The sequence below is a fragment of the Bacillus cereus group sp. MYBK220-1 genome, assembly GCF_051916445.1.
Lineage (GTDB): Bacteria > Bacillota > Bacilli > Bacillales > Bacillaceae_G > Bacillus_A > Bacillus_A cereus.
Genome location: NZ_JBQAGQ010000001.1, coordinates 842720 through 863971 on the forward strand (window position 1 = coordinate 842720; position 21252 = coordinate 863971).

Genomic DNA, 21252 nt, shown 5'->3' on the forward strand with positions numbered 1-21252 from the left:
CAGCCACATTTAAGGACAGTAATCTCCCACCTAACTTCCTAGCATAGCATTCGCGGAAATTTTAGGTGGATATGTATTGTTACAAGTTACTGTTTTACTTTGAGTACTCCTTTACTTTCTTATCAAGTGCCTTACTATAAGCATCTTTGTTTTCCTGTGATAACTCATAAACTGCTTTTTTCCAATGCTCTCCGTCTACACCTGATAAAAATTCAGTACCTTTCATTGCAGCTTCTTGAATCTTCTGTTTATCTTCTTTACCAGCATCCTTAATTAACTTCGTTGCTTTTCTTGCCTCTGTTACCCCTTCTTGTATGGATTTGTGAATGTCTTTGTATGTATCAGGTACTTTTATGTGTTCCATATTATCTAAAATTTTATCTATCTCGTTTGATGTTTTTAAAACAGCTTTTGCTTTTTCTTTATCCTTTAAGGATTCTCCTAAGTTTAGTAATAGTTCATCCTTCTTAAATTGGAACTCTACCACTTGCTCACATATGTAGTACGGATACTGTTGTTCGGAAAGTATTGTTATTGCTTTACTAGTTTGCTCAGTCTTATGAGTAGAATCTTTATCTCCTACCTCGCATCCGACTAACAGCATAAATGGAACTGCTAACGTTACTAGTTTCTTTGCTCTCATTATGTATTCTCCTTGTGGAAAGTATTGTAAGTAATTAACATATCAAACTATAACATACATTACATTATGGTTCACTTCCATTACGCTTTTAAAATGTAAAATAAGAATACACCCCATAAGCCACAAATAAGATTAATAGAATAGAAATGCCGAGTACCGTATATATAATCCATTTTAAATTTGAATTCATATCATCCTCCTACCTCTCAATAATTCCAGTATATAACAAAAAAAGCATTGGATACCCAATGCTTTTTACACTTACGCAAATAAAGAAGTATTCGCATATAAAGCTGGTGAACCACCTGAATGTACGAATAAAATATTGTCTTCCTTATTAAAATTACCTTTTCTAATTAAGTCGATTAATCCCGCTACTGCCTTACCTGTATACACTGGATCAAGTAAAATACCTTCTGTTTTCGCAAGTAACTGAACTGCCTCTACCATTTCCGGCGTTGGTAACGCATAGCCTGGTCCTACATATTCATCAAAGCACGTAACAGCGTCGCGCGAGATAAAGTTTGGAATACCAACATGTGCTGAAGTTTCATCTACAAGTTTTGCTACTTTCTCTTCTTGCTCAGCTTTTCCTCTACTTACGTTAATTCCAATTACAGGAATATGGCTTTGTGTTCCAGAAAAACCAGTAATTAAACCAGCATGCATACCGCCGCTACCACTTACACAAACAACTGAACTGAAATCAATTCCTTGCTCAAATGATTGCGCCATAATTTCTTGCGCACAAGCAACGTATCCCATAGCGCCTGTAGGGTTTGATCCACCAACTGGAATTACATATGGTGTACTACCTTTTTCACTTACTTCTTTTGCTACTTTATGCATTTCTTCCATCAGGTCTGCTCCGTTCGGTACAACAATGACATTCTCAGCACCTAATAAGTGATATAAGAAATAGTTTCCGTTAAAGTCTCTCTTCTCTTCTGGCTCAAGCCCTTCCTCTAATACAAGAATACATTTCATTTTTTCTTTTACCGCAGCTGCCAGTGTCAGACGGCAATGATTTGACTGAATACCACCAGCTGTAATTAACGTATCTGCACCCTTTTCCTGTGCATCTGCAACTAAAAATTCTAATTTTCTCGTCTTATTGCCACCGGCTGTTAAACCAAGTAAATCATCTCGTTTAAAATAAATAGTCGGACCACCAAGTGCTTCAGAAAAATTGTTTAACTTTTCAATTGGTGTATATGATTCTGTATATTTTTTTCTCGGGAATTTAGCTAAATTCATTGTAACGCTCCTTTTGTACTTCTTTCACAATATATGTAACGTTACTATTATTACACGTAAAAATGGTGAAGTCATCTTTCTCGGTTAAAAATGTATTAGAATTTCATTTTGATAAGTAAAACCGTATTAATGATTTTTACTTAATTACGGTACATGAAATTTATATCAACGATTTTTTAAATATATCGTTCATTACTTACAATATATCAACGATTTTTCAAATATATCGATCGTAACTTGCAGTATATCAACGATTTTCTTAATATATCGATCTATCGACAAAAAACGACAGACAGGCAACCCCTTTCTCATCAACAAAAAAAGAGCCCACACATTCAAATGCAGACTCCCTCCAATCACTTATTTACCGTAAAACGAAGTAACTGCGTTAATCCCGGCTCTAAATTCATTTCACCTTTATGGCGTACGTATACGACTTTATCTCCATCAAATTTCGGAGGATTTGCTTTACTATACGTATGCCACTCATTCGTTCCTTCTATAGTGTACTCCATATATTCAGTTGCACCGACAATTATATTTTTACTATCATCTGCCGTTACATTTGGTGCCATCTGCGCAATTTTTGAATCACTAATTAATAACTTCTTTATATCCTTATCACGTTTGTAATCGTAAGCTGTCACGATTACATCGTTACCATATGCTTTCACTTGTAACCCTTGTTTAAATGAATAGCCATCTGGAGCAGTTTTCTCTCCTCCATTTGGTCCTGCTGACATCCAGCCTGTTTCAATCCCGCCCGTATTTACAACAGTAAATCCTTTTTCATCTCCGCCTTTAATTTTCTTTTTACCAGCCCAGTCAGGTAAGTTTAAATCCCAATGCGTATGACTCGTGAAGAAAACAACTTGCGGATAGTCTTTTAATATATCATACAATTTATCGACGTTTAAATAGTCTTGTAAATATGGTGATTGTCTTGATCCAGATACTGTATCCGGTAAAACATGATGAGAGAGAATAAAGATTGGCTTATTTTTATCCTTTTGACTATACTCTTCTAAATTTTGTTTTAACCAACCTAATTGCTCATCACTCATATATACTTCGTCCCACATTTTTGAATCGTGGTATTTCATATATTTTTCAGTTCCTAAAAATAGAAGCGGATAACCATCTAATTCTTTTTTATGATATACCTTTTCTTGTCCACTAAATTTCAGATAGCGGTTAAATAAAGTTTCCTCAGTTACACCATTTGGCCATGTACTTTGAGAGAGTTTCCCATCCGCTGTCCATTTACCAGCATAAAACTCATGATTCCCAACAGTAGACCATACATTTTCTGGATGCTTATTTTTATTTAACACACGCTTTACATCATCATATTGTGACTGTTGTCCAGTCGGCGTTATATCCCCATTCATAATAAGCGCTCTAGAAAGTGGCGTCACTTTGTTCATATCTTTTAGCACATGATCAAAATCCCCTAAATCCCCTTGAATATCACTAATAACATTAAAAGTTGTAGCTGATTTTCGGGCTTGCTCTTTCCCTTCCGCATGCACTGAAAACGTCGGTAATAATGCCGCCATAACTGCTAACGAAGCAACTGTCTTTTTCATACAAATTCTCCCCCTAATAATAGAATGTACAAACTGACATGTTCTGCTTTCTCTTAGGTGCTTGTCCAATTCACATTATAAAGAGGGATTGTAAAGATAGATGGAGTAAAAAATTAAGTGTTTTTTAAGAGATTTTGTCTTTTTTCACACCCCACAATTAGCAATTCGCGCCAATATAGCTTTCTAGTCTTTAACATTACATAAATGTAAATGAATATGATGAATCTCTTAGTTTAATATGTTGTCTTTTTAATCTCTGTTATATAACCGCCACAAAATATGCTATCTTTTCAAGTTCTCTTTCTTTAATAAACGTTACTCCTCTTTTAATTAGCCTTAAAATTGTAAAGTGGCTTAATAATATGTTTAATATCAATTGTTTCTTTTGTATTCTCAATAATTTCATCCATTGGCTTTTATACCATTGGTGCTTCATCTAAAGTACTTTCTGCAACAGATGTAGTCCAAACCTCTGTCATTGTATTTTGAAAATCCTCTAAGTTAAGTACTTCTTTCGCCTTCTTGCGACTCATAATACGCCCTGCTCCATGAGGGCCAGAAAAGTTCCAATCTGGATTTCCTTTACCAAATGCAATGATTGAACCATCTCTCATATTGATTGGAATGATTACTCGTTCATTTTTCTGAGCTGAAATAGCACCTTTTCGTAGAATCATATTTTCCATATCGATGTAGTTATGAATTGTAGTGAATTGATCGGTTACATTCCAATCCATTTTAGTGACGATTTCATCAATCATTGCCTTACGATTTAACTCCGCATATTTTTGTGCAATTTTCATATCATTCATGTAATCTTTAAATCCTTGTCCTTCTAAATAAGCTAATTCTTTGCGAATCACCGGTTTCTTAATTTCACGTAAAGCTTCATGTATTTCTTGTTGTCTACCTTCTTTCGTTAAACGCTCAATCAGTTCTTCTTTAATAGATTTAACGTTTATAAGTTGCTCGTAAGCAAAGTTTTGATAATACTCTGCTACTTGTTTCCCTAAATTACGCGAACCACTATGAATGACAATGTATACATTTCCTTTATCATCCTCATTCAGTTCGAAAAAATGATTGGCCCCGCCAAGTGTACCAATACTTTTTTGAGCACGTTGCAATGTAAACGGGGCTCTTACACTATCAAAATCAATCATTTTTGAAAATCGATGTTCCTTATCTCGAATACGAAAACCACTTGGGACAAATTTACGTATCGTTTCGTCTAAGTGATCGAAGTTGATTTCCTCTTTTTTCTTATTAATCATAACAACTTCCATGCCACAACCAATATCGTACTTACCTCTCAGTTTCCTGAAAGAGTGGACTATACCTTCTCTACAGTCATCGAGATATGCAGTCTCTACTGTAGGCTCACCGTATTAATTATTCCTCTTCAATTCAAAATAGATGAGGAATAATTCTGTACCTTAGTCTGCTAACATGGTACAAGTCTCTGAACCATTCGATTATGTCACCATAACCACTGGCTGCTGATTGCCCTCGCCTTTTATCGTTAGGGTTCCCAGTCAATTGAGTGAGTAGTTTAAAGTCTGAGCCGATTAGTTAACCCCGACTAAATTAGGAACAATCTTATCTTGAATTGTCATTGTTGTCCCAATCGTGCAACCTGCACCCGCATGTGTATCTGGCATAATACGAATCTTGCTATCCTTTACGAATTCTTGGTTACAAAGATCAATAATTTGACCTGCTGCAGTTTTTTCTACATTCGTAGTAAACACTTTTGCTTCATTGTATTTCCCTTGTAATTTCAACATCTTCTATTTCCCCTTTCCTTTAGTTTCTACAAAACATTAATTTATATATATTTATAATTATATTTTCCACCACTACAGCTCATTTCCTTTTTTATAAAAAAAGACACAGAGATTCCTCCCCATGCCTACTAATTTCCTACCTTTTCACCGCATGCACATAATGCACTGTCTCAAAAGCTTTCAAATAATCGTTTCGTCCTTCAAAATATAATTTATTTATGTCTTCTGGCGATAAATGTTCATAAATGAGTAAGCCCGCCTTCTCTAACAGTGCTTCCATTTCGGCATAAGAAAAACATGATTTCATCGGTTCTCCGCCTACCGCAGCCATTTTTACCATATTTTCAACTCGATTGGACAGTCCCTTTTCTGTAAACAAGTTTTCATCGGGATAATCAAAAACGATAGAACTACCTGCCGGAACCATCTCGAATAAACATTCTAATAAACTAGCAAGTTCCTCTTTCGTTAAATAGTACGTAACACCTAAAAGGCTAAAGAAAGTCTTTTTATGTTCAAATCCTTCATTGCTTAACTGTTCATAGGAAAATCCTTTCGTAAAATCCATTGAAACAAAATGAAGGTTTTTTGGAACTTCAAGTTCTGTTTCTTTTATTCTTTCCTTCTTAAACACCTGCGTAGAAGGATGATCCACTTCAAATATTTCTATTTTATTTTCCAATTCTCGGTGTCTAAAACTGAACGTATCTAAGCCTGCACCGAGTATGACGTATTGTTTCGCTCCTAATGTAATTTCATGTAGTAATACTCTTTCACAATATGCCGCACGTGCTAAAGGTGTTGGTGATAACTGAACTTGCGTAATCCATTTTAATATTTCTTTTGGATTGTCTTGAAACTGCTGTGCAATGTCTGTATTGAAGAAATGTATTCCTTGAACCATATTCGTTTCAATATTAATTCGTCCTTTTGGCGAAATGAACTCTTTAGCTACATAATCATCAAAGATTTTCGGATTATCAAATTCACTATGATATGCCCTGCTGAAAGCTGATACTAACGACGTTACACTTGCTTCACCTTGTTTCACGCACATACACTCTCCTTCATTTTCACAACAAAAATAGGGTTCCCCTGGCCAGGAGAACCCTATTATACACCTTATTTTTATATTGGTAAATTATAGCGTAAATAAGTTTTTTTGTCAAGTTCCCAGCCTACTAACGCTCCAACAATTTGTGTAATCTCTAGCAGGAAGATTTCGATCTACACCGAATATTCCAGTTCATAACAATACAAATGGAGGGCGTCATGAAAAGATTAGTCATCATTACAGTTGGAAAAACACACAGTGGAAAAACTACATTTGCAAGAGCATTAGAAAAAGAGTTACCCCACTCTTTCGTTATGGATCAAGATAATCAAGCTGAATTTATTAACACGCATTATGAAAAATTACAGCCGACAGAAGGATCAAATACACTAAAGCACAGTCTTTCAAAATTCATTGTTGATTATGCGAAAGAACATACAAATTTACACCTTATTATTTGTAATTCCAATCGCAGTAAAAACGGAAGATTCTATTTACTAAACGAATTATTTCCACAGAATGAATATGTACGCATATTAGTTCATTTTGACATTCCAGATGATGTACTTTACGAAAGAGTGGCTCGAAGCACGCGAAGTACGAATATTTTTAGAGGTGGATATTCTAGTTTCAAAGAAGTACTTGATCGACAACAAACTGAATCACTTCACGATAATGTGGTAGATCCTGTAGAAAACGAGGCTGATTATTTGTTTGTTATTCGCAATAATAAAGATGTAAGCTTTACTATAGAAGAAATTGTTCATCTAGCTAAAGGTTTATCCCCTACCCCAAATAAGAGATTATAAAAATTACATAATCATAGATTATTATGCAAATCCTTCCTCTAAGCGCCTAACATAGTATATAATAATAAGATAATCTACTTCTATATGCTCATTTTTACACAAAACAGTTCATGCATATGAAAGAAAAGAGGTACAAAAATATGAAAACAAAACAAACAATCGCTGCGTCTACACTAGCTTTAGCAATGATTGCTGGCGCGAACCCTGCTCATGCGGAAGTAAATGATGCTACTCCTCAGCAAAGTATGGGAGATCGATTAGCTGAAATTAAGCAACATAAACAAGAGTTAGATGCGAAATTGCAGCAACACAAAGAAAACGTGGATCAAACATTGAATGAACTTAACAAGGTTAAGGAAAATGTTGATACGAAGGTGAATGAACTACATGAACGTAAACAAGTTGCTGATGAAAAAATTAACGAGATTAAACAACATAAACAAGAGTTAGATGCAAAACTTCAGCAAGACAAACAAATCGCCGAAGATAAAATCGCTGAAATTAAAGAGCATAAAAAACAAGTAGAAGATAAAGTTGCTGAAGTAAAAGAGCATAAGCAAAATATCGATAACAAAGTGAATGAGATTAAAGAACATAAACAAACTGTCGATGAAAAAGTGAATGAAATGAAGCAACATAAAGAGAACATTGATCAAAAGGTTAATGAACTTAAGGAAGTTAAAAAACAAGTAGATGAAAAATTAGCTGAGTTAAAAAAAGCGAAACAAACTGCTGAGGACAAACTCGCTGAACTAAAAGAAAACAAGCCGAATACTGGTAATACGTTAGAGGAACTTAAGAAAATTAAAGGCAATTTAGACAGTCTTTCCGCTAACTTAGAACTAGCTAAACAAGATGTAAAAAACAAACTAGCTGAATTACAAAAGGCTAGAGAAGATTTACTAAATAAAATTAACGAAATTAAACAATCGAAACAAACTGTTTCAGACGATTTAACAAAGAAAAAACAAGACTTAGATATTAAAATCAACGACTTTAAGCATACTGAGAAAAAAATTGACGACAAATTAGCTGAGTTACATACAACGAAGCAAAATGTTGATAACAAGATTAATGAAGTGTCACAGTCTAAACAAACGCAAGCAGATAATAGTACTAAAAACAATAACGCTAAAGAACTTCCTAACGCTGGTAGCGAGCAATCAAACAATATGGCTCTAGGAATGCTATCTGTATTAGGCGGGATTTTATTAATAACACGCAATAAAATTAAAACGTTATTCTCAAAATAAAGCCATTATACTTATTAAAAACAATGATACAAAGGCCAACCGCATATACGGTTGGCCTTTTTCTTTATATTAACTGTCCATCTCGAAGCGTCAATATACGATCACATACATCAAGCATTCTTTCATCATGTGTAATCATAATTGCTGCTTTTTGGCTCTCTTTCACTTCACGTTTCATCATTTCAACAACTTCACGTGCGCGTTTTGAGTCTAAGCTTGCCGTTGGCTCATCCGCTAATATTAAATCTGGGTTGTTCATGAACGCACGAGCAATTGCTACCCTTTGTTTTTCCCCACCAGATAGTTGATTTGGATAATGATTTTTTCTTTCTCCTAATCCAAATGCCGCTAATAAATGATCCGCACGCTTTTCTGATTCTTGTTTACTTTCTTTTTTTAACTTAGCAATGTAAAGTAATTGTTCTTTCACATTTAAATATGGAACAAGATTTGCGAACTGGAAAATGAAGCCGATTTTTTTCAAACGAATGTCTGTCATTTCCTTTTCTGATAGCTTCGTAATATTTTGCTCACGAATGTAAATATCCCCTTTTGACGGTGATAATAGTGCACCCGCGATTGATAATAATGTACTTTTCCCTGATCCAGAAGGACCGACGATTCCGATAAACTCTCCAGCTTTCACATCAAGCGACATCGGATGAAGGGCTGTTACTTCCGTATTCCCTTCTCCGTACACTTTACTTACTTTGTCTAATTTCAATAATGAAGTCATTACATCCCGCCTCCAATTGCTTCTAATGCATCAACTTTTAATACTTGGTATAACGAAATAAGTGTTCCTAAAATACTAATTACGATAAAGATTGCTGCGTATTGTGCAATCATCGGTGTTGTTAATAAGAACGGCATACCCGCTGGTAAAATTTGTTCTAATCCTTGTACAAGAACGATACTAATTACCATCGCAACGACTGATAAGAATAACGCCTGTACGACTAAACTATTTGCTAAATACGAGTTCTTCGTACCAATTGCTTTTAATACACCTAATTGCTGTGTTTTTTGTAGTGTAATAACATAGAAGAATACACCGATTAATAACGCAGCGATCACAAGTAAGAACGCAATGATCATCGTTAATGTTCCTTGCTCTTCTTTAAATCCTGGAATACTTTGCAGTACTTCTTTTTTATCGATAACGTGAGCATTTTTAATTTCTTTATCTGTGTTAAGTGCAATTGCACTATAATCTTTTTGGTTTGGTTGTGAAATAGATCCCCATACGTCTTCATTTACATAAACGACTGGTGTATGGCTAAACATTTGATCTTTCGTAAATCCGACGATTGTAAATTCTTTCTTTGAAACAGGATCGATAATTGTATCTCCAATATCGATTCCCTTCTCTTTAATCGATTCATCAGCAACCATCTCGTTGTTTGCTGTACCTAATTTCTCCCCTTTTACAATGTTCGGTTCTAAAAATGAATCTCGTTCGCTTGAGAAAATAGCGATATCAACCTTTTTCGAGCTATCTTTCTTTTCATACGTTGAAACTTTCACCCGAAACGGAACTGCCTCTTTCTCGCCTACTTGACTTACTACGTTATCTACATCGTCTTTCTTAATTTGTGAACGAAGTAATTTATTTTCCGCATCATCTGCTAAAACGAACTTATTTGCCTCCATATTTTGAATCGATGAAGCATTATCATATGATAATCCATTTGCTAATCCTGAAATAACAAGGACTAAAAATGATAATAACACCATAATCAATCCGATTAATCCGTATCTTAATTTTGATTGTTTTAATTCACGCAGAGCTAAAAACATTTCGCTCGCTCCTTCCTCTTTCTTTCTATGCACTTATCATAAAAAAGAAATATGAACGGAATATGAACAGAAGATTACAGAGATTAAGATTAAATTTTCAGAAAGTATTGAAAACATTCGAAATCCTTGATACAATTCAGTCAAATAATCTTGACCGAGTAATTTAATTTAAGGAGTTGATCATTTTGAAGCCCGTATTAACACTAACTACTTATAGCCAACTAAAAGCATTAAGCGATCCACTACGTTCCGAAATGATGATACGTCTATGCGAACGTCCTTATACTGGACAATTACTATCTGAGAAATTCGGCATTTCAAGGGCGAAAATTCATTATCATTTAAAAGAATTAGAAAAGAATGGTCTTATAGAGATCGTTTATACAGAAGAAAAGAATGGGATTGTTCAAAAGTTTTATCAATCTGTCGCGAAAGGCTTCACCCCTGCTGCAGATCTATTACCTCATTTAGAAATATTAAGCGAATCAGGTCGCCAAATCTTTTTACAAATGATAGAAAGAACGAAAAGCCAAATTCTCGCTGCACCAGAAGAAGCTTTTACATTACGAAATGCAAGTGAAGATCCAGCTAAGTGGAATTACGTTTCATCCTGCTGGGAATTTGATGCTACGCCAGAACAATTTCAAGTGTGGGTAAAAAAGTTTTATGAATTAATGGCTGAATTAAACGAAATCACAAAAGGTGCAGATAAAGATCCGAATAGTAAACCTTATTATATTTCTACTACTGCACTTCAAATCGCTGAGAGAACAATGCAGCAATTTATTAAAGAAGAAGAAAAATCGTAATACGATTTTTTTTACATAAACGGTCAAATTTATTTTACCGAATAAATTTATTATAAAGGAGTAGATAAAGTGGACATATTAAAAAACCGGAATTTCCTCTTATTATTTTTAGGGAGAATTTTTACAAACATAGGAGATAGTTTGTATTATGTAGCAGCGATGTGGCTCGTATACAAATTAAGTGGTAATCCTTTTTATTCTGGATTGGCTGGTTCCCTTACGTTATTACCTTCTGCACTACAATTTCTTACTGGTCCATTCATTGATAGATGGTCCATAAAAAACACCCTCGTCATCACACAAGTTTTGCAATGCATTCTTATTTTAATCATTCCTATTACACACTACTTCGACCTATTAACAGTCCAACTACTACTCATCATCATGCCCATCGTAGCCTTTATCGAACAATTCGCCTATCCCGCACAGTCAAAAGCTTTACCACTTCTACTGCATAAAACACAATTATTAAAAGGAAATTCACTTTTCTCATTTGCATACCAAGGCATTGATTTAATTTGCACGACTCTTTCTGGAATATTAGTAGCACTATTTGGCGCGATTACTTTATATGTGATCGACTCTTTTACATTTGCGATTACTGCCCTTTTGTTCGTTTCATTGAAAATGCCAAAACAAACCGAAACGGGCACATCACTTTCAACTAAGCAATATTTCACTGATTTAAAAGAAGGGTTTTCAATCGTCTTTCGTTCCTTAATGGGCGTCTTCTTAATCGGTTCCGTTGTCGCTAATTTTTCAATCGGTATGACGATGGCCATACTCCCTTCTTTCGCTGATTCTTTAGGTGGTGTGAGATTATATGGGTTCTTTTTAGCCGCTATATCAGCCGGTTGTTTAATTGGAGCACTATTCAGTTCATGGGTTGGTAAACATAATGTTGGCCGTGTCTCCATTATTAGCTTTGCAACTGGCGCTTTCTTTTGGTTTCTCTCTACGATTGTACCATTTCAATGGTTATCCATTTTTTTATTCGGCTTAGCTTGGATACCAATTGGTGCGACCAACATATTATTTGCGACAATTGGTCAAATTGTAATTCCAAACCAATATCTTGGGCGCATCAATTCAGTCACACGGAGCATGGGCACAATTGCTATGCCGCTCGGCTCTTTAATTGGCGGATACACTGCGAATGTATATAGTAGCCAACTCATTTTCGCGCTTGCTAGTACTGGGATTTTATTCATTTCCCTCGTATGGCTGCTTCATCCAAAATTACGGGCTTTGCCGAAAGCTGATGAAATTACAGCGGATACTTTTGGGCTTCGGTTTAAGGAAGAACGCGGGAAAGGTGCGGCTTTATAACAGAACAAACATAACCCCGTTCTAAATTGGGGACGGGGTTAAAAATATAATTATTTCATTTTGGATGTAAAATACTTCACTAAAAATATAACAATGAAGTCGTTTGAATATCTAAAATTTATTCAACAATAGCACCAACTAAAAGGTTACGTTAACGCTTTGATGGCCATGCCCCCTGCATTTTCCTTAATTGAATAATTTGGCCTGTATGATAAGCATCATGAAGCATGATGTCCAGTAATTTACCTTCAAGTGAATTTTGTTCAAGCTCTCTTTCAGAAATTGCACTTAATACCTGTCTTAAATTACGCTGAGCATTTTCAGAGCGTTCAACGACTTCCTTCCATTCCGTATCATTATTAGATTGCTTAGTAAGATAAAAGGTGTCATTACCGTCAAGATTATATGTCCATTCACGTCCTTCCAAGTTTGCAGCAAGTCTTTCTTTGTAATAAGTGAGATGATTAACATTCTCCCAAATGGTATTCGTTGTCTCTCCAGCTGGTTTCCACATAGCCTGTTCAGCTGTAAGTCCTTCTATAGCACGTTTAAACGGTGCATACCAACTCTCTTTATCGAATGTTGAATCTAGTACGTTTAATAACAAGTCAATTCGTTTCAAAGTAATTTCCTCCCTACACAGTTCAAGTTTTAATACACTTCCTCTAACTCTGTAGAGATTCTACATTTTTAAATAAACTTCCTCCTAATCCCACTCCATAAACTCATCCGATTATGCAATTAAAATGACTCATATTTTTTCATTTTACACGTATACTAGCGACAAAAAAAGAAGAGGCTGTTCCCAAACAGCCTCTTTCATCTATTTAGGAAGCTCCACCCGAACAGTCGTCCCTTCCCCTTTCGTGCTATATACCGAAACGGTCCCTTTATGCAGTTCAACAATCTTCTGCACGATTGATAAGCCTAAACCGCTACCTTCTACGTTTCTTGCCCTTGCTGTATCTACTTTGTAAAAACGGTCAAAAATACGATCCATTTCTTCTTTTTCCATACCGATTCCGTTGTCTGATATAGAAATTATAACGCTAGACTCTAACTCTTCCACGAAAAACTCAATCGTTCCACCATCGTTTGAAAACTTAATGCTATTCGTGAAAATGTTACTCCATACTTGATGAAGTAAGTTTTCATCACCTTGAATTGTAATGTCCGGCACATCAAATTCAACGGCGATATCTTTTTCCCGCCATTTCCATTCAAGCATAAAAATGACGTCTTTAATTTGTTTTTGTAAGGAAAAGTCTTTTATTTGTAAAACCTTTTCCTCCTTATCTAATGAAGCAAGCGTAAGTAACTGTTTACATAAACTAGACATTCGCTTACTTTCGCCCTCAATAATTTGTAAGTAATGATTTCTTTCTTCCTCACTCATCTTTTCTGTTTGCAACGTTTTTGAAAAACCTTGTATGGAAGAAAGCGGTGATTGAAATTCATGCGAAACATTTGAAACGAATTCTTGTCTCATTTCATCTAGTTCTTTAATACTTTTCGTCATCTTTTGGAAGCTTGTAGATAACGTTCCTATTTCATCTTTTCGTTTTACGTCTAATTCAATTTTATATTCCCCACTCGCAATTTTTTGCGTAGCCTTCGTAAATTTACGGATTGGGCGAACGATATAACCTGCTGCAATCGCTATAAAGATAATGCTTAATAGTACGATAAACCCAAGTAATACCGCTAAGAAAATTCGCATTTCGCCAAATTGGTTCTGAATGTCGGGTCGAATAAATAACGCGTACTGTTTATCACCGTGCTTTACCGGTACACCGACACTATTTATTAATTCATTATCGAAAAAACCGGTAATAAATAGGCGAGTCGGATATGTAGAAACACCATTAAATGTTTCACCTTGCAATACTTTACGGACTGTATCATCACTTATCGTCGTCTTACGAAACGCATTGCCGATACGCTTTCCATTCTTTTGATCATCGACAATATAAATTTCATACCCTAACTTTGCAATAGAATGCAAATACGTCTCTTGATTTTCTTCACTTTGCTTTTCATATAACGATTTAACTTCTTCCGCATACTTTAAAATCTTTTCACTATTATACGGTTTTAACTTCACTTGATAATATACGTTCGTTAATAAAAAGCCGATAATACTACTAAGTAGCATAATGCCGACCGTCATAAATACAAATCTAGAATATAGTGATTTCATCTTATTTCAACTCCAACTTATACCCGAGGCCGCGCACCGTTGTAATTTGAAAATCATCCGTTCGTTTTGAGAAACGATCTCGGAGCCTTTTCACATGAACATCAACTGTTCGTTCATCTCCTTCAAAATCCATTCCCCATACTAATTCAATTAGCTCTTCTCTTGAAAATGTTCTCCCAGGATAACTAGCTAATTGTGATAATAATTCAAATTCCTTTAACGGAAGTAGAATCGTCTGTCCGTTACACTTCACCTCAACACCTTTACGATCAATTGTCGTTCCGTGGAGTGTAATAATGTCTGCACTCAGCATTTGATAACGGCGTAATAAAGCTTTCATACGGAAAATCACTTCAGCTGGTTCAAATGGTTTTACGATATAATCATCTGTACCAGAAATGAATCCTTTTTCTTTATCCACTAACTGGTCTTTCGCAGTTAATAAAATAACAGGAATATCATGATACTTCCGAATTTCTTCACATAACGTATAACCATCAACAAACGGCATCATAATGTCTACAATCGCAAGATGAATGTTTTCCTTCTCTAATACGTCTTGCGCTACCTTTCCATCTTCCGCCTCAAAAACTTTAAACCCCTCTTTTTGTAAATGATAATGCAATAACTCTCTTATATGTTTATCGTCATCAGCTAATAAAATATGTATCATCTTCATTAAACCCTCTCTCGTTCATCCTTCTACATCACTACATTAAAAAACAATTAGATTTTTTGCAAGAAAAAGAAAAGGATTCCTTAGAAGATACTCTTGTTATCATTGTGGTCAGCTGCTTTATTACTCTTATAACTTGGTGATGTTGTACTCTGGTGTACGAATAAGTGATCTATTACTTTTTTAGTAAGTGGCATAAAGAAATTCAGTAATAGCCCACCTAAACAAACAGTTAATATAGTCCCAACACCAATTGGTCCATGTAAAATCGTTGCCATTATTAAGAATATAAGGTAAATATATGTTCGTGATATAAAGATATTCGTTCTAGTTAATTCTTGTATGATTAAAGTTAATCGATCAATTGGAATGGGAGCAAAATTTGTTTGTAAATATATTGCAGTTCCTAATCCTGTAATAACTAATCCGATTCCAAAATAAATCATTTTACTGTACCATATTTCAGGTGTAATTAAATTGCGTAAGAAAAATAGCCACACATCAATACCAATACCCGTTATGAATGCTGTTAACAACCCTAGTATCTCTGGTCTATGTCTTTTTAAAATTGAGTTACAACATATTAATAATAAAGCTATTATTATTTCCCAGCTTCCCACAGTAAGTCCCACATTTAAAGAAAGTCCTACTAAAAGCGCATCAAAAGGTGACGTTCCAAGATCTGATTGTATTGTGAAAGAAATACCAAGGGTTAATATTAAAATTCCTAATACATAAAAAACATACTTCATTTTAATCAACCTCTTCATCGTTATTTTTGTTGCATTTACAATAAAAATATTTTATATTAAATGTAACTTCAAATTGTTGCATTTGCAATAAAAATAAAAGATAAGGAGTTCATTATGAAAGAAATTCTTCGTGAAATTGGCATGATTGCAAGGGCATTAGATTCTATTAGTAATATAGAATTTAAAGAATATGAGCTTACAAAAGGTCAGTATTTGTACCTTGTGCGAATATGTGAAAACCCAGGAATCATTCAAGAAAAGCTATCTGAGATGATAAAAGTAGATCGTACAACCGCAGCCCGTGCTATCAAAAAGCTTGAACTCAATGGATTTATCGAAAAGAAAGAAGATGAATCTAACAAGAAAATCAAAAAACTTTTCCCAACAGAAAAAGGGAAAAACGTCTATCCTTTTATTAAAAGAGAAAACGATTATTCAAATACTGTTGCATTAGAGGGATTTTCGGAAACAGAAGCGGAAACTATTTCTAACCTTCTTCAAAGAGTAAGAAAAAATATAGAAAAAGATTGGGAATTTGTAAAAAAGGGAAATAAGAGAGGTTATTGATTATATAAAGGAGCGAACTATTAATATGACTACACATATAGAAAAGTGCACCCTTAAAGATATACACAAACTTCAAGAAATTAGTTATGAAACATTTAATGAAACTTTTAAACATCAAAATTCACCCGAAAATATGCATCATTATTTGGAAAAGGCATTTAACTTAAAGCAATTAGAAAAAGAATTATCCAATAACTCTTCTCAATTCTTTTTTGTCTACTTCAACGATGAAATTGCTGGGTATCTGAAGATCAATACTGATGATGCTCAGTCTGAAGAAATGGGCGATGAATCACTTGAAGTCGAGAGAATTTATATAAAGAGCTCCTTTCAAAAACATGGTCTTGGTAAACACCTACTAAGTAATGCTATTGAAATTGCAATAGCAAATAATAAAAAGAATATTTGGCTAGGCGTATGGGAAAAAAATGAAAATGCTATTGCTTTTTATAAGAACTTAGGTTTTGTACAAGCTGGCTCTCACTCCTTTTATATGGGCGATGACGAACAAGTTGACCTTATCATGATCAAAACACTCATATAACTTTTTTGAGAGGTGGGCTATTATGTATATTCCAAAGTATTTTAAAGTCACAAATGTTGATGAAATTTGGGATTTTGTTCAAAAAAACTCTTTTGGAACAATCGTCACAACAAAAAAAGAGAAACCAATCGCAACTCATTTGCCTTTTGGGTTAACTAAACAAGGTGATGATTATTTTATTACTGGACATATGGCTTATGGGAACCCCCAGTGGAGAACATTTGAAACCTGTGAGGATGTTCTTATAATGTTTCAGGGACCGCACTCTTATATCTCTTCTTCTTGGTATGAAAATGAAGAAGTTCCAACATGGAATTATCAAGCTGTCCATATATATGGTAAAGCAAGTATTTTAGATAAAGGGGAGTTAATAGATGAATTAACAACAATGCTGAAAAAATATGAAGAGCACCGTGAAAATCCAGTATTATGGGATAAACTTTCCCCTACTCTGTTAGAAAATGAACTGAAAGGCATAGTTGGGTTTAAAATTAAAGTAGGAGACATCCAGGCTGCATATAAATTAAGTCAAAATCGAAATGAGACGGATTATATTAACATTATTGAGAAATTGTACGATGAAGAAAATCCAGATGCAAAACAAATGGCGAAACTCATGGGGAGTAGATTAAAAAATCACATATAATCCATCGTTATTCAACTCTCACATTTCAAAATTAAAGAACAGACTGGAGCGCTTTATCGGCGGTTTTCTTTAGAACGTAAAAGATTGAACTGAAAGTGACTGGCGTTTAATTAAAAAAGAATCTATTTTGAAAACAGATGATTCAAAATAGATTCTTACGTTTTAGTATTAAGTTTATTTTAATCAAAAACAATTTTTAAGCCTTCGAAATATCAACAAATCCTTCTCCGAACACGTCACGAACATCGTGTATAGCGATGAACGCCGCCGGATCCGTAGTTTGAACAATCCGCTTTAGCTTCACTACTTCTTGCTTATTAATAACAACATAAAGAATTTCCTTCGGCGTTTTCGTGTAATAGCCATGACCTGAATACACAGTAACCCCTCTGCCCATTAAAGTCGTCACCTTCCCAGCAATTTCATCTGGTTTATCAGAAATAATCGTGATGGCCTTTTTCGGATTTAAACCTTCAATTACAAATTCCATTACTTTCGTTCCTACATATAACATAATAATTGTCAGCATCAGTTTTTCTGCACCAATGATGAAATAAGATGAAAACGCAACGATTAAATCGAAGAACAGTAGACCATAGCTAATACTCCAGCCTAAATACTTATGCGTCATTCTTGCTAAAATCGTAGTACCTGCAGTTGTTCCGCCAACACGAATGATTAGACCAATACCACACCCAATAAATATTCCACCGAAAATGGCATTTACGAGCATTTCATCAGAAGCAATCGTCCAGCCTTCTGTTAAATGAAGAAATAGCGAGTTGGTCACTACAGCGATAATCGTATAAATCGTTGTAATCTTATTTAAAAATTTATAACCGACTATTAACAAAATCGCATTTAAAATTAAGTTAACTAAACCTGGTGACCACTCAAATAAATAGTACGTAATAATCGTGATACCTGTTACCCCGCCCTCACCAAACTCGTTCGGAATAACAAATAAATTGACACCTAACGCAAAAAGAAATGCACCGATAATAATAAAAATAATGTCTGTCGTTCTTTTTTTCATACAGTACCTCACTTCTTATGTAAATATTTATTCTGCCATAAACTCTCACTATTATATCGTGGAATATTCAAATCGAACAGTGGTTTGTTTTTATTTTAATATAAGATAAAAAATCAACATTATTTATTATGTACTGCAAATAAAGTTTTGATTTCAACCGTAATTTACTCTTAAAAAGAAATGCTGAACATTGACTTGCACAAATTTCAAATAAAAAAGTACCCATCTAATTGTCATACGCAATGAGAATTAGATGGGTACTGCATGATACATTTAGTTTTTACATGTATTGTTTGGAGAAAATTGCAAATAACGACCTATACTCGCCTTATTAAGACCAAATCCATACATCATCATTATTTTCAGTGTTCGTCTTTGCTTCATGAACTCTTTCGATATGATCAACTGTGTTCCAGTTAATAGAACTTCCGCCCCAGCCTACATACTTCATATCAATTTTTACTTTCTCACCCGTATTAAATACTTGTCCCTTTGTTAAGAAAACATCAATAATATCTTTCTTCCCATTTAGCGATGGATATTCAACTACGACATATTTAGTAGCACCGTCTCCCTCATCTTCCATCGTTCCTACTTTTGCTACTTCTCCAATTACATAATCAGGTGAGCCATCTTCTTTCATATGCATACCTAACTTGTTTGTTGTATTTTCAACTGCAGTTGCAACCATATATTCTGTAAAATTACGCATCATAGATCCAGTAGCTTTTACTTCATCTCCTACTTTAACGTTTGAAAGTGAATCAATATACACACTAACAGGTTCCTCATATTGCTTAGATTTAACAACAATTACACCGTTATCTACTTCTACTACTCGTCCTTCTAACGTCGAGAAGTTCGATTCAATAGAAGCTGCACTCGCTTTTGTTAGTTCTAATCCTGGTACATTTGTTCCTGATAATGCTGCGATTCCTAAAGCACCTGCTAAAATTATTTTTTTCATACCCATTATGAAACATCTCCATTCATGATGATTTTATTTTTGATTGGTATCGACCAACCTGTAACTATTACAGTTACAGTATATAAAAAATAGCAACCCTCTTTCTCATGCAATGATGCATACTGTACTTTTTAAATATAAAGCAAGAGGGCTTTAATTTAATTCAAAGCTAAAATAACCTTATGACCACGGTATAAAGAAATTAAGATCTACTTTCGGTCCTAAGGTTAATGAATAGCTTTATAAAAACTCAATCAAAATCTATTCAACTAGTTGAAAAATGAACCATGTCGAATTTTATTTTCATAAAATTCAAATTTCAAGGAGGTTTTACAAAATATTACACAGAATTATTCGTATATCGTAATATAATTGTATTTTTTTACGATTCATTTCATTTTATCTACCACGTTTAGACAAAATGAAATAAAACAATAAAAAGGAGAGAGATAGATTGAAAAGAAAAATTAGTACAGCTGTTGTAGGGTTATCAGTGTTTAGCTTTGGTCTTTTTGGTGTAAATATTGGGGATGGGGGCGTTGTAAAAGCAGAGCATGGCGATGTTCCTGCTCCAAAACTAGAGACACATGCTGATCTAAGCTCTAAATTAGATTCACATGGCGACACTTGGGCTCCTTCTTATACAAATACTCATGGGGAAGGAATGGCTCCTAAAAAAGAGAGTCACGCTGACTTCTTTGCTCCTACGTTAGAAGCGCATGGTAATACTGGCGCTCCTGCTTTAAATGTTGGTGATACTCCTGCTCCAAAATTAGATTCCCGTGACGATACTGGCGGCGCTCCTGCTTTAAACATCGGCGACACTGGTGGAGCTCCTAAACAAGAAGGGCATACACATTTCCCTGCTCCGAAAGTTGAATCTCATGGCAATACTGGCGGCGCCCCTGCTAATTCTGAACATAGTACAGGTTGGTAAGTTAACAAAATTAAAATCTATTTAGATTACCATTTTCATATACTTACAAGGAAACCATTCGATGTAACAAATATTATGTATATACATGATTTCTATTGTGATACATTCTAACTAAGAGAAATCTCCAATACATATGTGGTTTTCAAGTCTAAAAAATACACCTATTAATTAGGTGTATTTTTATTTTACCTCTCTATCTACTAATTAAAGAATAATTCCCTAAAAATCAAAAAAAACGAAGAATCTATCTATACTTCGGACACTTAAAGTACCACGAACGTTGCGATTTTTAGGGACAATCCGTATCAAACCTCCCTTTCCTCCCATGCCTAAAGGCGATAGCTTTCTTGTTCAGGAAAAGCTATAACCTCTCCATTCATGATGATTTTATTTTTCGGATTGAATACGACCAACTTATAATCATTACAGTTACAGATTGCAGAAAATATCAACCGTCTTTCTCATACAATGTTGCATACTGTAATTTTCAAATATAAATTGGTTATTCCTATATTCAACACTAAGACTGAATTCTTGAATCCCAGCAGGTAAACGAATTGATGATGAAGAAACTAATGTCATACATCATGTTTTTCA

Annotated in this window: 21 protein-coding genes and 1 pseudogene; 8 read left to right on the forward strand and 14 right to left on the reverse strand. The window is 34.6% G+C overall.

Annotated elements, in window-relative coordinates:
* Positions 1-94 precede the first annotated feature (94 nt).
* From ACTFRU_RS04235 to ACTFRU_RS04260, 6 genes and pseudogenes are all read right to left on the reverse strand, one after another.
* The gene (locus tag ACTFRU_RS04235) at positions 95-643 is read right to left on the reverse strand and encodes a hypothetical protein (RefSeq protein WP_001201796.1); all 549 of its coding nucleotides are present in this window, start codon (positions 641-643) and stop codon (positions 95-97) included.
* Between the two features lie 261 nt (positions 644-904).
* Entirely contained in the window at positions 905-1900 is a 996-nt protein-coding gene (locus ACTFRU_RS04240) for a D-cysteine desulfhydrase (RefSeq protein WP_440037492.1), read from the reverse strand.
* Positions 1901-2256: 356 nt separating this feature from the next.
* The gene (locus ACTFRU_RS04245; RefSeq protein ID WP_016122836.1) at positions 2257-3489 is read right to left on the reverse strand and encodes a DUF4073 domain-containing protein; all 1233 of its coding nucleotides are present in this window, start codon (positions 3487-3489) and stop codon (positions 2257-2259) included.
* Between the two features lie 326 nt (positions 3490-3815).
* Positions 3816-4775, reverse strand: a pseudogene (locus ACTFRU_RS04250) (RtcB family protein).
* Positions 4776-5057: 282 nt separating this feature from the next.
* Positions 5058-5276, reverse strand: coding sequence for an RtcB family protein (locus tag ACTFRU_RS04255; RefSeq protein WP_000916240.1), 219 nt, complete (start codon positions 5274-5276; stop codon positions 5058-5060).
* Positions 5277-5412: 136 nt separating this feature from the next.
* A complete protein-coding gene (locus ACTFRU_RS04260; protein WP_053089524.1) occupies positions 5413-6333 on the reverse strand; it encodes a class I SAM-dependent methyltransferase in 921 nt (306 codons plus the stop codon).
* A 215-nt stretch (positions 6334-6548) separates the two neighbouring features.
* Here ACTFRU_RS04260 and ACTFRU_RS04265 point away from each other — a divergent pair, with 215 nt between their 5' ends.
* Both ACTFRU_RS04265 and ACTFRU_RS04270 read left to right on the forward strand, forming a co-directional pair.
* A complete protein-coding gene (locus ACTFRU_RS04265; protein ID WP_000826991.1) occupies positions 6549-7139 on the forward strand; it encodes an ATP-binding protein in 591 nt (196 codons plus the stop codon).
* Between the two features lie 140 nt (positions 7140-7279).
* Positions 7280-8392, forward strand: a complete 1113-nt coding sequence (locus ACTFRU_RS04270) for an LPXTG cell wall anchor domain-containing protein (RefSeq protein WP_367088276.1) — start codon at positions 7280-7282, stop codon at positions 8390-8392.
* A gap of 64 nt (positions 8393-8456) precedes the next feature.
* Here the strand turns inward: ACTFRU_RS04270 and ACTFRU_RS04275 are convergent, their stop codons facing one another.
* Both ACTFRU_RS04275 and ACTFRU_RS04280 read right to left on the reverse strand, forming a co-directional pair.
* Entirely contained in the window at positions 8457-9128 is a 672-nt protein-coding gene (locus ACTFRU_RS04275) for an ABC transporter ATP-binding protein (RefSeq protein ID WP_000202606.1), read from the reverse strand.
* Positions 9128-10192, reverse strand: a complete 1065-nt coding sequence (locus ACTFRU_RS04280) for an ABC transporter permease (protein ID WP_000477773.1) — start codon at positions 10190-10192, stop codon at positions 9128-9130. The genes ACTFRU_RS04275 and ACTFRU_RS04280 overlap by 1 nt, the downstream gene beginning before the upstream one ends.
* Positions 10193-10377: 185 nt before the next feature.
* On the opposite strand from ACTFRU_RS04280, the gene ACTFRU_RS04285 reads away from it, so the two are divergent.
* On the forward strand, positions 10378-11001 hold the full coding sequence (locus ACTFRU_RS04285; RefSeq protein ID WP_088362220.1) for an ArsR/SmtB family transcription factor: 624 nt from the start codon (positions 10378-10380) through the stop codon (positions 10999-11001).
* Positions 11002-11070: 69 nt separating this feature from the next.
* Positions 11071-12330, forward strand: a complete 1260-nt coding sequence (locus ACTFRU_RS04290) for an MFS transporter (RefSeq protein ID WP_440037493.1) — start codon at positions 11071-11073, stop codon at positions 12328-12330.
* Positions 12331-12481: 151 nt separating this feature from the next.
* On the opposite strand, the gene ACTFRU_RS04295 is transcribed toward ACTFRU_RS04290, so the two are convergent.
* The 4 genes from ACTFRU_RS04295 to ACTFRU_RS04310 all read right to left on the reverse strand — a co-directional run bounded on the left by ACTFRU_RS04295 (position 12482) and on the right by ACTFRU_RS04310 (position 15958).
* On the reverse strand, positions 12482-12952 hold the full coding sequence (locus ACTFRU_RS04295; protein WP_440037494.1) for a DinB family protein: 471 nt from the start codon (positions 12950-12952) through the stop codon (positions 12482-12484).
* A 201-nt stretch (positions 12953-13153) separates the two neighbouring features.
* A complete protein-coding gene (locus ACTFRU_RS04300; RefSeq protein ID WP_290101237.1) occupies positions 13154-14530 on the reverse strand; it encodes a sensor histidine kinase in 1377 nt (458 codons plus the stop codon).
* Between the two features lies 1 nt (position 14531).
* On the reverse strand, positions 14532-15209 hold the full coding sequence (locus tag ACTFRU_RS04305) for a response regulator transcription factor (protein WP_000781961.1): 678 nt from the start codon (positions 15207-15209) through the stop codon (positions 14532-14534).
* 80 nt (positions 15210-15289) lie between these two features.
* Complete coding sequence (locus ACTFRU_RS04310) at positions 15290-15958, reverse strand: YczE/YyaS/YitT family protein (protein ID WP_322356878.1); 669 nt, start codon at positions 15956-15958, stop codon at positions 15290-15292.
* Positions 15959-16072: 114 nt separating this feature from the next.
* On the opposite strand from ACTFRU_RS04310, the gene ACTFRU_RS04315 reads away from it, so the two are divergent.
* From ACTFRU_RS04315 to paiB, 3 genes are read left to right on the forward strand one after another with little or no spacing between them, the layout of a single operon-like run.
* Positions 16073-16525: a MarR family winged helix-turn-helix transcriptional regulator gene (locus ACTFRU_RS04315; protein ID WP_065224287.1), complete on the forward strand. Its 453-nt coding sequence runs from the start codon at positions 16073-16075 to the stop codon at positions 16523-16525.
* Positions 16526-16550: 25 nt separating this feature from the next.
* Entirely contained in the window at positions 16551-17069 is a 519-nt protein-coding gene (locus tag ACTFRU_RS04320) for a GNAT family N-acetyltransferase (protein WP_065224286.1), read from the forward strand.
* A 22-nt stretch (positions 17070-17091) separates the two neighbouring features.
* A complete protein-coding gene (gene paiB / locus ACTFRU_RS04325) occupies positions 17092-17715 on the forward strand; it encodes a protease synthase/sporulation negative transcriptional regulator PaiB (protein WP_065224285.1) in 624 nt (207 codons plus the stop codon).
* A 196-nt stretch (positions 17716-17911) separates the two neighbouring features.
* Here the strand turns inward: paiB and ACTFRU_RS04330 are convergent, their stop codons facing one another.
* Positions 17912-18751 carry a YitT family protein gene (locus ACTFRU_RS04330; protein WP_000747497.1) on the reverse strand — a complete coding sequence of 280 codons (840 nt, stop codon included), beginning with the start codon at positions 18749-18751 and terminating at the stop codon, positions 17912-17914.
* Positions 18752-19082: 331 nt separating this feature from the next.
* On the reverse strand, positions 19083-19724 hold the full coding sequence (locus ACTFRU_RS04335; RefSeq protein WP_006922815.1) for a F0F1 ATP synthase subunit alpha: 642 nt from the start codon (positions 19722-19724) through the stop codon (positions 19083-19085).
* A 448-nt stretch (positions 19725-20172) separates the two neighbouring features.
* Here ACTFRU_RS04335 and ACTFRU_RS04340 point away from each other — a divergent pair, with 448 nt between their 5' ends.
* Positions 20173-20655 (forward strand): hypothetical protein, encoded by a 483-nt coding sequence (locus ACTFRU_RS04340; RefSeq protein WP_000823365.1) that lies wholly within the window; start codon positions 20173-20175, stop codon positions 20653-20655.
* Positions 20656-21252: the final 597 nt, after the last annotated feature.